General features: G+C 46.4%; 10 protein-coding genes. 8 read left to right on the top strand and 2 right to left on the bottom strand.

The window, feature by feature from the left end:
- Positions 1-6: 6 nt before the first annotated feature.
- Positions 7-2805 carry a bifunctional [glutamate--ammonia ligase]-adenylyl-L-tyrosine phosphorylase/[glutamate--ammonia-ligase] adenylyltransferase gene (gene glnE / locus A9236_RS01565; protein ID WP_071466070.1) on the bottom strand — a complete coding sequence of 933 codons (2799 nt, stop codon included), beginning with the start codon at positions 2803-2805 and terminating at the stop codon, positions 7-9.
- 78 nt (positions 2806-2883) lie between these two features.
- Here glnE and A9236_RS11215 point away from each other — a divergent pair, with 78 nt between their 5' ends.
- Genes A9236_RS11215 through A9236_RS01540 form a run of 5 tightly spaced genes read left to right on the top strand, consistent with a single transcriptional unit; the run spans position 2884 to position 10509 of the window.
- The gene (locus A9236_RS11215) at positions 2884-4437 is read left to right on the top strand and encodes a hypothetical protein (protein WP_071467711.1); all 1554 of its coding nucleotides are present in this window, start codon (positions 2884-2886) and stop codon (positions 4435-4437) included.
- Positions 4379-7003 (top strand): YhdP family protein, encoded by a 2625-nt coding sequence (locus A9236_RS11210; protein WP_236638655.1) that lies wholly within the window; start codon positions 4379-4381, stop codon positions 7001-7003. Before A9236_RS11215 ends, A9236_RS11210 begins: the two co-directional genes overlap by 59 nt.
- 18 nt (positions 7004-7021) lie before the next feature.
- A complete protein-coding gene (locus A9236_RS01550; RefSeq protein WP_236638654.1) occupies positions 7022-7843 on the top strand; it encodes a carbon-nitrogen hydrolase family protein in 822 nt (273 codons plus the stop codon).
- Positions 7844-7863: 20 nt separating this feature from the next.
- Positions 7864-9354: a metalloprotease TldD gene (gene tldD / locus A9236_RS01545; RefSeq protein WP_071466375.1), complete on the top strand. Its 1491-nt coding sequence runs from the start codon at positions 7864-7866 to the stop codon at positions 9352-9354.
- A 30-nt stretch (positions 9355-9384) separates the two neighbouring features.
- A complete protein-coding gene (locus tag A9236_RS01540; protein WP_071466073.1) occupies positions 9385-10509 on the top strand; it encodes a 3-deoxy-7-phosphoheptulonate synthase in 1125 nt (374 codons plus the stop codon).
- Positions 10510-10556: 47 nt separating this feature from the next.
- On the opposite strand, the gene A9236_RS01535 is transcribed toward A9236_RS01540, so the two are convergent.
- Positions 10557-11126, bottom strand: a complete 570-nt coding sequence (locus A9236_RS01535; protein ID WP_071466074.1) for a cob(I)yrinic acid a,c-diamide adenosyltransferase — start codon at positions 11124-11126, stop codon at positions 10557-10559.
- A gap of 27 nt (positions 11127-11153) precedes the next feature.
- Here A9236_RS01535 and A9236_RS01530 point away from each other — a divergent pair, with 27 nt between their 5' ends.
- The 3 genes from A9236_RS01530 to glcF are packed head-to-tail and all read left to right on the top strand — an operon-like array spanning position 11154 to position 15099.
- On the top strand, positions 11154-12659 hold the full coding sequence (locus A9236_RS01530) for an FAD-linked oxidase C-terminal domain-containing protein (RefSeq protein ID WP_201721699.1): 1506 nt from the start codon (positions 11154-11156) through the stop codon (positions 12657-12659).
- Complete coding sequence (glcE, locus tag A9236_RS01525; RefSeq protein ID WP_071466075.1) at positions 12659-13813, top strand: glycolate oxidase subunit GlcE; 1155 nt, start codon at positions 12659-12661, stop codon at positions 13811-13813. The genes A9236_RS01530 and glcE overlap by 1 nt, the downstream gene beginning before the upstream one ends.
- An 8-nt stretch (positions 13814-13821) precedes the next feature.
- Positions 13822-15099 (top strand): glycolate oxidase subunit GlcF, encoded by a 1278-nt coding sequence (gene glcF, locus A9236_RS01520; RefSeq protein WP_071466076.1) that lies wholly within the window; start codon positions 13822-13824, stop codon positions 15097-15099.
- The last annotated feature ends 12 nt before the right edge of the window (positions 15100-15111 follow it).

Genomic DNA, 15111 nt, shown 5'->3' with positions numbered 1-15111 from the left:
ATTCATTTAAATGCCCGATGGTGCCCTAAAGATGTCTTGCCACAGCAGCAAAACATCATCTCGAGCCCTAAGCAGTTCAGGCTGATCCTCCAAATGAATGCGCGTCTTTTCTGCGCCATCCAAACGTAAACGGTGTTGATGCGCCCTTAATAAGCGATAAGCATCTCCAACCTTTTGAGCGGCAAGCGCTTGAATTAAGCCTACTTCACCAGCAATCCTCAAAAGAGCAATATTGCCAAGATTAGCAATCAATTGTGGGTATTGGTGCGCATAAGCCAAGACTAAAAATTGAACAATAAATTCAATATCAACCATGCCGCCAGCATCATGCTTTAAATCAAAGCGCTCGCCCAGATTCGGATGACCTTCATGTACCTTACGGCGCATCTCCAAAATTTCAGATCGCAATTGGTCAATATTGCGCTTCTGACTCAATACTTCTGATCTGACAATATCAAACTGAGTACCTACCGCAAGATTGCCAGCAGCAAAGCGGGCGCGCGTTAAAGCTTGATGTTCCCAAACCCAAGCGGCGTTATCGCCCTGGCGCAATTGATATTTTCTAAATGCCTGTGCATTAGTAACCAAAAAGCCTGCTGATCCATTGGGGCGAAGTCTGGTGTCAACCTCAAACAAACTACCCGTCGCAGTAAAAGCAGTCAACCAATTAATCATGCGCTTCGCCAAGAGCGCATATATTTCTTGAGCAGCATGATCGTTTTCATTGGCTTGATATAAAAACACCAAATCTAAATCAGAGGAGTAACCTAATTCCTTGCCACCCAACTTACCGTAGGCGATGATTGCAAAGGATGGGGTAGTGTCATACGGCAAGTCATACTTCTTAGCTACCGTAGGCCAGACTCGCTCAAAGGTGACTTGCAACATCAAATCAGCCAAAGCCGACAAGTGATCACTCACCTTTTCAACAGAAAGGGCTTGCTCTACCCCGATTCCTAAATCAGCTAGCAGCGTAATAAAGGTCTCTGTATGGTGGGTCACCCGTAAGATATCCATGGCCTGCTCTGAGGCATCGCCCTCAGCCATAACATCGTCTAAACGCACATTTAGGTTGGCTCTTACTTCGCGCCAATAATCCTCAGGGTGATCAATCAGCGCTCTCTCTGCATGAGAGTTCAATAAATAATCCAATAGATGGGGATGCAGCGTAAGGTATTGCGCGCCCCACTGGGATGCCTGTAACAAAGCCAACACATTAAATAAAGCTCTGGGGTACTCAGCCAATATCGATAAGTAGGCACTACGTCGTGCAACTGCTTCCAGTAAGTCAAAAAAACGCAATAGGATCTGATCTACTGTTGGCAAATGACTTTGATCAGCCATCAAAATATCAGCAGCACTACGCATTAAATTATCAAAAATTAAGCGGCTTTTTTCTGGCAGCTGCCTTGCCTTAGGGCTAGCTATCCAGGTCTGCCATCGAAGCAGAGATTGAGGAAAATACTTTTCATCTGGCATCCAATCCTGCGGTGCAAGGTCAAGCCTTTCCTCATCGTCCAATAAAAATGCTTTTTCAAATAAACGAGCAACATTATTTTGGTGCCGCTCCAACTGGGCAAGAAAACTCGCATCATCTGCGAAGCCCATAGCTTCAGCTAAGCGTAGTCGAACAGCAGAATCATCAGGAAGGTAGTGCGTTTGCTGATCATCCCAAACCTGAATACGGTGTTCAAGACGTCGTAGAAAAATATAGGCATCACTGAGCGCTTCTACCTCTGGTAAAGGCATGATGCGACGGCGCCCAATCAGATTGAGCACTTCTAAACTTGGGCGCACTCTAAAACGAGGGTCGGTACCACCACGCATCAACTGAACCATTTGCGCTAAAAACTCAATCTCCCGAATGCCGCCACGTCCCAACTTAATATCATGGGAGCGTCCTTGATGACCAGCAGAACGCTTCTCCGCTTCACGCTGAATTTGCACATGCAGATCACGAATAGAGGCGATAACACCGTAATCTAAATGCCGGCGATAGACAAATGGTCGGATGATTTGATTTAGAGATTTTTCACAATGGGCATAGTCATGCGATCCGGGCAATGGCGCAATAAGCCTGCCCTTAATCCAAGCGTAACGCTCCCACTCCCTACCCTGTACGAGCAAGTATTCTTCGAGCATATCAAGACTGCAAACCAAAGGACCAGAATCACCATTGGGTCGCAAACGCATATCCACCCTAAACACAAACCCATTGGCATCATGCTCAGATAGCATTTTGATTAAACGCTGACCCATGCGTGTAAACCACTCATGATTCGATAAGGTTTTGAGACCTCCTCGCGTCTCACCCTCATGCTCATAGAGAAATATCAAATCTATATCGGATGACAGGTTCAACTCAAAACCACCTAGCTTCCCCATGCCAACTACCATGAGTGGCATTTCAGTATTGCTTGAGCTGCTCCAAGGCAATCCAAAGCGACTTTGCAAATCTCTGCGGATAAATGCAATAGAGTCGGTGGTAGCCAGTTGCGCAAAATGGCTAAGACAATGAGTAACCTCATCCAGACTGGCCATGCCATTTAGATCACGAAAGGCCAGCCATAGCATCAGACGCTGACGAGCCAAGCGCAAATCAGACATAAATTGCGCCTCATCATGCCCCTCGCTCAAGAAATCAATCCGGCAGGGATCAAGAAGGTCCTTAATCCCAGCTAAATCAATTTTTTGCTGCCCATGGGCTCTGAGCCAATCAAGCCATTCCGGCTTGGCATGAAGCCAACGCCTTGCATAATTGGAGTGTCGCTCTAAAAACTCGATTTGCCTTGAAAAATCATCCATCCCCCCATCTTAATCCCGACTAAAAGTTGAGCAAGAGATGATTGCCGATCGTACAGAGCCTGACGGATAATAGAGGTCATGCTGCAAAACATCATTCCACCTCGCCTTAAGAGCGTGCTTGCAAAACGTCCTCCAGGTTTGGGTAGGAATTGGCGTAAGCGCGCCCTGATTTTGGGTGGAGTTGTGTTGGCGCTCTTTGTCATTGGGCATCTTGGGGTGCGATATGTACTTTGGCCTCAAATTGAAAAATCTAAGGCATCCGTTGAAAAACTCATCAGCACCCGCACAGGCATAGATGTCACCATTGATGATCTGAAGGTTTCTTGGACGGGTATTAGGCCAGCATTTGAAATGAATGGTTTGCGTTTTAACAGTCCCAACAAAACGAAAGCCCTGCTCTCCATAGAAAAGATATATGGCGAACTCAGCTGGAACTCTTTCTATCACTTAGCGCCTTATTTCCATGAGATTCATTTCGAAGGCGCAGAAATTTATGCGCAACGCAATACTAAGGGCGCCATCTCTGTAGCAGGCATTCCTCTGGACAGCAACTCAAGCGATTACTCTGCTGAAAATTGGTTGTTTGCACAGGACAGTATTGAGGCCAAAAAGGTTAAACTTTTTTGGGATGATCAGCAGAATAAGAAAGCCATTACATCGATTGAGGTTCTCAATTTAGACCTTACCAATGGTATTCGTAGACATGATGGCTCGCTCATCGCCATTACCCCATGGACAAAAGGACCAACTGAAGTCAAAGTAAACTTTGTCCCACACTTAGGCGGGCAAGCAGGAAACTGGCGTGACTGGATTGGTACGATCTCGTGGAATTTAGCAGACCTAGACCTAAAGCAAGTATCTAAAGAGTTCAATCTTGGCATTCATACACTTGAAGGTTTATTGAGCTCGAATGGCAATCTCAAAATTGATAATGCTCAGCCTGATGGTGGTGAATTTTATGTTGCAGTCGATAAGCTGGTTGTTCAATCCGCAAAAAGTGAAGATGCAATTGCACTAGGCAGGCTCGAAGCTAATCTCGTGCAAGAAACAAATGATGGCTTGATCGCAATCTCAACGAAAACATTTGCCTGGCGCGATATGGACAGCCCAAAATCTGCGCCACTGGAAAAATTGAGTCCGATGACCTTTCGCTGGCGCCCTCCCGCAGCTGATGGAGAGATTAAAGAGTTCGGATTTTCTTCACCCAAGATTTCAATAGATGATGCAACCTTATTTGCACTGAACCTACCGCTCTCTAAAAAAGTGCATCAATGGATCAAGGCTGCTCAAGCTGAGGGCGATTTGGAGGATGTTGATATTCATTGGTCAGAGAGTAAATCCGCTCTTTCAGCGCTGAATATTCCTGGAGATTGGTTCAAGTCCAATAAACTGGATTTCACAGTGAGCGCCAAACTGATTAATCTGAGTTTTATTGGCGTCAATAAGTCGATGCCCTCCGTATCCAATCTGTCCGGCTTTATTTCCAGCAGCCAAAACGAGGGGAGTTTCTCCCTTAACTCCAAAGACCTTGGATTAGAAATTAATGACTTCCTCGAAGACCCGAAGATTCAACTTGACCGCGCAAGCGGGCAGATTAGCTGGGCCAAAAAAAAGAGGGCGCTGGGTCGTTAACACCAACAAACTCTTGCTAAGTAATCCTGAAATCAATACCAATTTGAGTCTTAACTACATTATTGGTACACCGAAAGAGGCTGACTTTATGGCCTTAGATATGCAGTTCCTGCATGCCAATGCAAAAACAGCATATCGCTATTTACCTGTTGGTATGGGCAAAGATGCGAGAGTGTATTTAAGCAAGGCGTTTAATGCTGGCACTATTCAAAATGGCACTCTGCATATTAAAGGAGATCCCAATCAAGTACCGTTCCCTGATAAACAACAAGGTGAGTTCAGCTTAAATCTTCCAATCTCTAGCGCAGCGTTTACTCCAGTACCGCTCTTACCAAGCAATCAAGGAACCTGGTCTACCTTTACCAATGTCAATGGCACTGTCGCCATGAGCAATTCTAGTTTTGCAGTGGATATTCCGACCGCAAGCTACAAGCAGGTAGCTCTGAGCGGCTTTCATGCAGAAATTCCCAATGTCAGCGCTAATCAATTAACGCTATCCGTAACTGGCAAGGCCCAAGGCCAGGCACCAGAACTACTGGAGTATTTTTATGCTTCACCAAGCGGAAAAAAACAAGACAAGATTGCGCAAAGTCTACGTGTTACTGGGCCTATTGATCTGGGCATTGGTTTAAAAGTTCCCCTATCTGGATCCGCCGATACCAATATTGATCTGAAATTAACGCTCCCGGGTAACCGTGCTGAATGGGGTGACTTCCCCCCATTTGAAGATCTCAAAGGAAATATCCGCATTACCGAAAGTAACCCAGAGTTTGAAGATGTTTCTGCAAACTTCCTAGGTGGTTCGATCAAAATTTCTAGCAATGACAAAAATAGCAATAAACAAAATTTCAATATCGCTGGGGACATCCAGGCTAGTTTTCTAAAGGCCTATCTTGCGAACTCCTCACGTTCACAGCCAAATCCCATGCTCAATGCTATGAATGGCACCATCAAATACGATGGCACCATTAGCTTTAATAAGCTTGGCAGCGATTCAAACCTTCGCTTTGATCTTCGGGATTGGTCTATCAACGCCCCAGCACCAGTTAAGAAATTAGCAGGCGCCGCAATGACTGGCGAAGTCAATATAAAAACATTTGCTAGCGAAAAAAATAATGCTAATCGCGCAAGTTGGTCTGGCAAGATTGGTGAACTTTATTCCACACAAGGAGTCCTGAGCCGCGATGATGAATTGCGCTATAGCCTTGGAATCGGCGCCCCACCTAATCTGCCGCAGGAAGGCTTCAACCTCAATTTAGTAAGCAGCGAACTTAACCTAGATACTTGGCGGGATTTCTTGGCAGCTAAATCACCTTCACACGCACAAGAAGCTGAGTCTAATACTGGAAACATTCAAATCACAGCGCAAGTTAAGAAGCTCACTTTATTTGATCGACTGTGGCAGGACGTGAACCTGTCAGCAAATAACAAAAAAAATGTCTGGGATGTCAAACTTGGATCTCTCCAGGCATCCGGCCAATTTCAATACCAAGCGGCTAATAAAAACAACACAAGTGGCCTGATCAGTGGACGCCTTACTAAACTGAAAATTCCGGATGTCATTTCAAACCTGCCCACAAAACCAGGCTCATCAAACCAAGCAACATTTACCCCGGACTCTATTCCGAGCTTAGATATCTCCATTGATGATCTGAGCTGGAGTAAGGCGCGACTTGGCCAGATCAAAATTAAAACCAGAACCAGCGATCACACGCTAAAAATTGATTCGATACAGAGTGATAATCCTCAAGGTTCCAGCCAAATGAATGGTCAGTGGAATGGGAGTACTAAGAATGAAGCTGAACACAGCACTCTGAATATCGATATGGATGTCAAAGATGCTGGTCAGATCATTGCACATTGGACATCACAAAAATCCATTGAGGGTGGACACGGCAAAGTAAGCGCCAATGTGGAATGGGATGGCTCACCGTTTAATCCGCAATATGAAACCCTCTCCGGCAAGGCAAGTCTGAATCTTGAAAAAGGACGTCTGTTGGAAGTCAATACCAGCGGCGCGAAAATATTAGACGTACTGAGTCTGCAAAGCTTGTTTAAATTTGCCACTTTAGATATCCAAGGTGGCCTTGGTAATATTGTTACTAAGGGCACACCTTTTAATTCGATTACAAGCAACTTTGATATTAGTAACGGTGTTGCACAAGCTAAACAATTCAATATGAATTTAGATCAAGCGCGTGTTGCAATGGCTGGACAAATCAATCTTTCAAAGCAAACGCAGGATTTGCGCATCACTATTTTTCCGACAATTGATGCGACTGCAGGATCGCTTGCTGCATTTGCAATCAACCCCATCGTGGGTCTGGGTGCCCTAGTTGGTCAATACCTCCTTACAAGTCAGATTAACCGTAGCTTTCAATCCGATTATTTAGTGCAGGGATCATGGGATAACCCAGAGGTCATTCCATTGGATCAAAAAGGTCAACCGATTGATACTCAAACTTTTGACTCCATTCGAAAAAAAGAGCTGCTCATGGAGCAAAGTAAGCCCAGCTCCAATAGCACCCCAAACAATTCGGGTAACGACGCACAAACCACCAACTAGATTGAGATGAGTAATCCTATGAACTCGGCAGAACTGAAAATAGCCTCTATTCAGATGGTTTCCAGTCCAGACATTCAGGAAAATCTCAATACAGCGAGGAGGCTTATTGACGCCTCTGCCAAGGATGGGGCTCGATTGGTAGTGCTCCCAGAATATTTTTGCTTAATGGGGCTAAAGGATACTGACAAAGTTGCTGCTCGCGAAGCACTTGGTAGCGGTCCAATTCAAGAACAGCTAGCAAGTTTTGCCAAAGATAATCAGATTTATTTGGTGGCCGGCACTATTCCGCTAGAAGCAAAAGATCCAGGCAAGGTGCTCAATACCATGCTGAGCTACGATCCCAGCGGCAAAAAAATTGGGCGTTACGACAAGATTCATCTTTTTGGCTTTCAAACCAAAACAGAGCGCTATCAAGAGTCTGAGACCATTGAAGCGGGCAATGCTCCTCAACTTCTCAAAATCCATCACAACAATGAAGACTGGACTTTTGGTCTGAGCATTTGTTATGACCTCCGTTTTCCAGAACTGTATCGTGCGATGGGTCCAGTGGATTGCCATATCATTCCAGCGGCGTTTACTTACACGACAGGCAAAGCTCACTGGGAAATTTTGCTACGTGCTCGTGCCATTGAAAATCAATGCTACGTCTTATCCTCGGCACAGGGGGGCATACATCCCAATCAACGCCGCACTTGGGGCCACAGCATGCTAATTGACCCTTGGGGGGCAATATTGGCAGACCTCCCTGAAGGGGAAGGCTTTATCTCAGGGACTTTAAGCAAAGATAAATTAAACGAGGTACGCTCTCAGTTACCTGCACTTGCACACCGCAAGCTTTAATGAAAGATTTGCCGAATCACATGAATGCACCAGAAGCACTATTTCCTGCCAGTTGGACAAAAGCCAAAAAGCAAGCAGACCTCATTAAATTAGCCAAGTCCATCTTGCTTGAACCAACCGGACTATCCGAGCAAGATTTACACCGCACTTTTGGCAATATGTTTACGCATCGCTTGGATGATGCTGATTTATATTTTCAACATACCCGCAGTGAAAGCTGGAGCCTTGAAGAAGGTATTGTGAAATCTGGCAGCTTCAATATTGACCAAGGCGTTGGTGTGCGGGCCATTTATGGTGATAAAACGGCATTTGCTTACTCAGATGAAATTAATCTGGAGGCTTTAAATAAGGCTGCAAATGCAACTCGCGTGATCGGCCCCGAAGGTGGCAAGAGAGCAGTGGCTAGCAAGCTATTTAACCCGCTATCCAATAAGCTGTACTCTGATCTCAACCCCCTAGACTCATTACAGCCCAATGAAAAAATTGCTCTACTAGAAAGTATTGAGCGTCGCGCAAAAGCACGAGACCCTCGCATCATTCAAGTCATGGCTAGTCTTGCTGGTGAGTTTGATGTTGTTTTAGTAGCAAGAGCTGATGGTCTTCTTGCGGCAGATATTCGCCCCCTCGTTCGCGTCTCAGTTCACGTGATTGCCGAACAAAATGGTCGCCGTGAATCTGGCTCCTCTGGTGGTGGCGCACGTCACGACTACCTTTACTTTGATACTGAGTTAATTAATCGCTATGTTGATGAAGCTGTAGATGGAGCTTTAGTTAATCTTGAATCACGACCAGCACCCGCAGGCCCAATGACCGTAGTCATGGGTCCAGGTTGGCCAGGCGTGCTTTTACATGAAGCAGTAGGACATGGTCTTGAGGGTGACTTCAATCGAAAGGGATCTTCTGCTTTTGCTGGTTGCATCGGCCAACGTGTTGCCGCCAAAGGAGTCACTGTAGTTGATGATGGCACATTGTCTGGACGTAGAGGCTCGCTCAATATTGATGACGAAGGCACGCCTACACAGTGCACCACCTTGATTGAAGATGGAATCTTGAAGGGCTATATTCAAGATAGCCTGAATGCACGTCTGATGAAGATGCCACTCACAGGTAATGGACGCCGTGAGAGTTTTGCCTCCTTACCAATGCCTCGCATGACAAATACTTATATGCTGGCCGGCAAAGACGATCCCCAAGAAATTGTGGCAAGCATTAAACGAGGTCTATATGCGGTCAATTTTGGCGGCGGCCAAGTGGATATCACTAGCGGCAAATTTGTCTTTTCTGCCTCCGAAGCCTATTGGGTAGAAAACGGAAAAATTCAATACCCTGTCAAAGGCGCCACGATTATCGGTAGCGGTCCAGAGTCCTTAAAACAGGTCTCCATGATCGGTAACGACCTTAAATTAGACGGCGGAATTGGGGTTTGCGGCAAAGAAGGCCAAAGCGTGCCGGTAGGGGTTGGACAGCCTACTTTAAGGATTGATAGCCTGACTGTTGGCGGAACAGCCTAAGACGGCTTAATTACGGCTTAAAATAGCCGTATGAGCCAACAAAATACTAATCCCGCTAATTGGTACTCCGCCGTTGATAAAACGTCCGATACCGACGATCAACGCATTAATAACATTACTGTTCTGCCACCGCCAGAGCATTTGATTCGGTTTTTTCCAATCTCTGGAACACCGACAGAATCGCTCATCAGTAAAACTCGCCAAAAAATTCGCGACATTATTCATGGCAAGGATGACCGCTTACTCGTCATCATTGGACCTTGCTCGATTCATGACCCAAAAGCTGCATTGGAATATTGCCAACGTCTTTTAGCAGAGCGTACACGCTTTGCTGGTGAACTCGAAATCGTGATGCGTGTCTACTTTGAGAAACCACGCACTACGGTTGGCTGGAAAGGGTTGATTAACGATCCTTACCTCGATGAGTCCTACCGTATTGAAGAAGGCCTGCGCCTGGCTCGTCAAGTCCTCATGGAAATTAATCGCCTTGGTATGCCAGCTGGCAGTGAATTCTTGGACGTCATTTCTCCGCAATACATTGCTGACCTCATTTCTTGGGGTGCTATTGGTGCACGCACAACCGAAAGCCAAGTTCATCGTGAACTCGCTTCTGGTTTATCTGCACCGATTGGATTCAAGAATGGCACCGATGGGAATATCAAAATTGCAACCGATGCTATTCAAGCTGCGGGGCGCCCACACCACTTTTTATCTGTTCATAAAAACGGTCAAGTATCGGTTGTTGAAACCAAGGGCAATAAAGACTGTCACGTTATTTTGCGCGGCGGTAAGGAGCCAAATTACGAGGCTCAGTTTGTTCAAGCAGCCTGCGCTGAGCTAGAGGCCTCCAAGCTTCCAGGCAGTTTGATGGTTGATTTGTCACATGCCAATTCAAGTAAAAAACATGAGCGCCAAATCATTGTGGCTGATGATGTTGCTCAGCAAATTGAGTCCGGTTCACATCAGATTTTCGGTGTCATGGTAGAGAGCCATCTGAATGACGGCGCCCAAAAGTTCACGCCTGGTAAAGATGATCCAAGCAAACTCGAATACGGCAAGAGCATTACCGATGCCTGTATTAATTGGGATGATTCTGTTCAAGTGCTCGAACGACTTGCGGCTGCAGTCAAAAAACGCAGAAGCCAGAAAAAGTGATGTGCTATTGCTAAATTAAATTAGCCATCCTACTGAAAGAGACTAATTTATTTAGTCTCTTTTTTTTCGTGCTTCCACAATACGTCTGTACCACCTGCGGCACGATTCAGAATACGTGACAAGACAAATAGTAGATCGGATAAACGATTGACGTATTGACGAGGCGAATCATACAAAGGCTCTTCCCAACCTAAACGCACAATTGAGCGCTCTGCTCTTCTGCAAACTGTGCGGCATACATGTGCTTGTGCAGCGGCACGTGTACCACCGGGAAGAATAAATTCTGTCAAAGGCGGTAACTGCTGATTGTATTTTTCAAGCCAAACATCTAATTGAGCAACATGATCTGGATTGAGCAGCTTGTAGTTGGGAATGCAAAGCTCGCCACCCAAATCAAATAAATCATGCTGAATCTGCAAAAAGAGGGCTTTTAACTCTTCGGCAATGCCTTGAGGGATCTCTTCGGTCATCAAAACGCCGATTTCAGAATTGAGCTCATCAACGTCACCCATGGCGCAAATGCGTAAATGATCCTTTTCAACACGACTTCCGTCTCCAAGACCAGTCATGCCAGCATCGCCCGTTCTAGTAGCGATTTTTGATAGTCGATTTCCCATGAGCCTAATTATAGGTAAATGGCTAAAATGATTGTTATGAATATGGTGACCCCGCCCCCCGATTTGGCCGCTATTAGCGCCCTTCAGACCAAACTTGTTTCGGCCCTACGACCGATCCTCCCTGAGCATGCCCTGCTTTGGGAGCCTGAAGACACGATTCCCTATGAATGCGATGGTTTGGCAGCATATCGGCGCATGCCATTAGCTGTAGCTCTGCCAGAAACTGAAGAGCAAGTTGCCCAGATTCTGAAGGTTTGCTTTGAGATGGCAATTCCAGTAGTACCTCGTGGATCTGGAACGGGTCTCTCCGGTGGTGCCATGCCTTTGTCACAAGGTTTAGTGCTGTCACTTGCCAAACTCAAAAAGATTTTGAGTACTGATCCATTTACCCGTACCGCAGTAGTACAGCCTGGTGTTCGTAATTTAGCCATCTCTGAAGCGGTAGGTCACTTAGGTTTGTATTACGCACCAGACCCATCATCACAAATTGCATGTTCGATCGGCGGCAATGTTAACGAGAACTCTGGTGGTGTGCATTGTCTAAAGTATGGATTAACCCTGCATAACGTTTTGCGAGTTCGCGGTGTTCTCATGAATGGCGAGATCATCGAGTTTGGCAGCTTGGCGCCCGACTCTCCAGGATTAGATTTACTTGCCATCATGATGGGTAGCGAAGGCATGCTCGCCGTTGTTACTGAAGTGACTGTCAAATTAGTTGCTAAACCAAAACTAGCGCGCGTCATCATGGCCAGCTTTGATGATATTGAAAAAGGTGGCAATGCCGTTGCCGCCATCATTGCTGCCGGCATTATTCCTGCGGGCTTAGAGATGATGGATAAGGCCACTACTCGCGCAGTAGAAGAATTTGTTCATGCAGGCTATGACCTAGATGCAGCAGCTATTTTGTTGTGTGAATCTGATGGCACCCCAGAAGAAGTTGCTGAAGAAATTGAACGCATGACTAAAGTGCTTGAACAAGCAGGTGCAAGTGGAATTCAGATCTCTAAGGATGAGGCTGAGCGCTTGAAATTTTGGAGTGGTCGTAAGAATGCATTCCCTGCAGCAGGTCGCCTAGCGCCTGACTACTACTGCATGGATGGCACGATTCCACGGCGTCATATTGCCACCCTACTTAAACGCATTCAGGGAATGGAAGAAAAGTACGGTCTTGGCTGTCTCAATGTTTTCCATGCAGGCGATGGCAATATGCATCCACTCATTCTGTTCAATGGCGCCGATCAAGAAGAGTGGCATCGCGCTGAAGAATTCGGCACAGAAATTCTAGAAGCCTGTGTGGAGTTAGGCGGTACGATTACTGGCGAACACGGTGTTGGTATTGAGAAAATTAATTCTATGTGTGTGCAGTTTGGTGAAGGTGAGCGTGAATCGTTCTGGGGCGTTAAGGCTGCATTTGATCCAGAGAAACTCCTCAACCCAGATAAAGCCATTCCGACGCTGAGCCGTTGTGCGGAATACGGCCGTATGCGCATCAGTGGCGGCAAGCTGCCCCATCCTGAGTTGGAGCGCTTCTAATGACTAACTCCAATTCAAGCAATACCCAGATCAACGCATTCCGTGAACAGATCCTAAATGCTGCCAAGACCAATACACCGCTTTCCATTGAAGGTGGTGGCACAAAGGGTTGGTATGGCAACCCTAACCAGTTTGAAAAATTAGATACTCGCTCTTATGCGGGCATTTTGGAATACCAACCTGAAGAGCTGGTAATCACTGCTTGTGCAGGCACACCCCTTAAAGAAATTGAAGCCGCGCTTAAAGAAAAGAATCAAGTACTTGCTTTTGAGCCGCCACACTTTGGCGAGCAAGCTACTTTTGGTGGCGCAATTGCCGCAGGACTTGCTGGGCCTGGCCGAATCAGCGTTGGCAATTTCCGCGACTTTGTTTTGGGTGCTCGGATCCTTGACGGCAAAGGTCAAGACCTCGCCTTTGGCGGCAAAGTCATGAAGAACGTCGCAGGCTATGATGTTTCTCGTTTGCTGCCAGGATCTATGGGAACGCTTTCCTTATTGCTTGAAGCATCCGTCAAGGTATTGCCAAAGCCAGCAGCAACAGCAACCCTGCGCTGCCAAATCTCACAAGAGGGTGCATTGAAGGTCCTAAATGAATGGGCTGGTCAGCCCCTACCACTCTCAGCTAGCTGTTGGATTGGTAATGACAAAGATGCTGATGGTGAGTTGACGATTCGTTTGGCAGGAGCTGCGGCTGCAGTTAAGGCGGCTACTCCATTGATGAGCGCACTCGTTAACGCTCATGAAATTTCTGCAGAAACTGCAGAAACATTTTGGAATGATTTACGTGAGCAAAGATTATCGTCTTTCAATAACCTGGGCGCTGATCAAACCCTCTATCGTCTGGCGCTACCGGCAGCATGTGGGCCCTTAACCATTCCAAACTCGAGCAATGATGTTGTTCTCGAATGGCATGGTCAGCAACGTTGGATTAAAGCTGCCGGTGATGAAACAACCTTTACGTCTATCAAGAAACTAGCCAATAGCCATGGTGGTCATGCGACTCGCTTTAGGCAAGGCGCCAATGTGAATCCCTCTTTTGAGCGCTTTACTTTACTCAGCGAACAAGCCCACTCCAAAGCCCTTGAAGCAGTACAAGCACGCCTGAGATCTGCATTTGATCCAGCCGGTGTATTTGCCACTAAACGTCTTCCATAAGTTTTTCTATGCAAACTCAACTCGCTCCTCAATTTGCTAATACACCTGAAGGTATAGAGGCAGCCCGCATTCTAGGCAAGTGTGTTCACTGCGGTTTTTGTACTGCTACTTGCCCAACTTATCAACTGTTAGGCGATGAGCTTGATGGCCCCCGGGGTCGCATCTATTTAATTAAACAAATGGCAGAAGGACAAGCGCCAACTGAAAAGACGCGCCTACATTTGGATCGCTGCCTAACCTGTCGCAATTGCGAAAGCACCTGCCCTAGTGGTGTGCAATATGGGAATCTGGTAGATATTGGCCGCAAATGGGCCGAAGAAAATACCCCAGCTCGCCCCCTACGAGAGCGCTTAACGCGCTGGGCTCTTAAGGAGGGCTTAACAAAGCCGGCATTATTTAATTCAGCAATGACATTGGGTCGCTTGGTGCGCCCACTGATGCCAAGTGGCATCAAGCGTAAGATTCCACTTGCCAAGAATAAGGCCTTGAATCAAGCAACCGATCCTTATGCTAGGCCAAATACCCAACATGCACGCAAGATGCTCATTCTTGAGGGTTGCGTTCAACCGGGCATGTTGCCCAATATCAATTCAGCAACTGCAAGAGTTCTAGACGCTCTAAAAATCCAACTGATTAGTGCAACAAATGCTACTTGTTGCGGAGCTTTGCGTTATCACCTAAATGATCAAGCGGGTGGCCTCGAGAATGCCCGACAAAATATTGATGCATGGTGGCCAATAGTTGAAGGTGGCGTTGAAGCGATTGTGATGACCGCCTCTGGCTGTGGAGTGATGGTGAAAGATTATGGCCATCTACTTGCCGATGATCCCACTTATGCAGCTAAGGCTAGGAAAATTTCAGATCTCACCAAAGACATCGCAGAGATTTTGCCCTCATTACAAAATGAGTTAGTTCAATTGATTGGCTCCGATCAAAAACCAGGCGTTGTTTATCATCCACCCTGCACATTGCAACACGGTCAACAGATCCGCGGAAAAGTGGAGGCCTTGCTTTCCGGATTAGGTATCGGCGTACGCCTCTGTAATGACAGCCATCTATGCTGTGGCTCTGCAGGCACCTACTCTGTAACGCAACCAGAGCTTTCGGAGCAATTGCGTAAGAATAAATTGACTCACCTTAATGCTGCCTGCGAGGAATCTGGCGCTGAAGTCATTGTCTCCGGGAATATTGGCTGTATCACCCATCTCCAGCAAGACGACACACCCGTACTACACTGGATTGAAATCGTGGACCAACTAATTGGGAAGCAAACCAAGACTCAATGAGCTCTCTTATTT

The organism is Polynucleobacter sp. QLW-P1DATA-2 (assembly GCF_001870365.1).
GTDB lineage: Bacteria > Pseudomonadota > Gammaproteobacteria > Burkholderiales > Burkholderiaceae > Polynucleobacter.
This window is presented reverse-complemented; position numbering and strand designations above follow the sequence as displayed.

Coding starts and splice junctions, on each gene's coding strand:
- glnE (WP_071466070.1), bottom strand. CDS start 2,805: ATGGATGATTTTTCAAGGCAAATCGAGTTTTTAGAGCGACACTCCAAT.
- A9236_RS11215 (WP_071467711.1), top strand. CDS start 2,884: ATGCTGCAAAACATCATTCCACCTCGCCTTAAGAGCGTGCTTGCAAAA.
- A9236_RS01550 (WP_236638654.1), top strand. CDS start 7,022: ATGAACTCGGCAGAACTGAAAATAGCCTCTATTCAGATGGTTTCCAGT.
- tldD (WP_071466375.1), top strand. CDS start 7,864: ATGAATGCACCAGAAGCACTATTTCCTGCCAGTTGGACAAAAGCCAAA.
- A9236_RS01540 (WP_071466073.1), top strand. CDS start 9,385: ATGAGCCAACAAAATACTAATCCCGCTAATTGGTACTCCGCCGTTGAT.
- A9236_RS01535 (WP_071466074.1), bottom strand. CDS start 11,126: ATGGGAAATCGACTATCAAAAATCGCTACTAGAACGGGCGATGCTGGC.
- A9236_RS01530 (WP_201721699.1), top strand. CDS start 11,154: ATGATTGTTATGAATATGGTGACCCCGCCCCCCGATTTGGCCGCTATT.
- glcE (WP_071466075.1), top strand. CDS start 12,659: ATGACTAACTCCAATTCAAGCAATACCCAGATCAACGCATTCCGTGAA.
- glcF (WP_071466076.1), top strand. CDS start 13,822: ATGCAAACTCAACTCGCTCCTCAATTTGCTAATACACCTGAAGGTATA.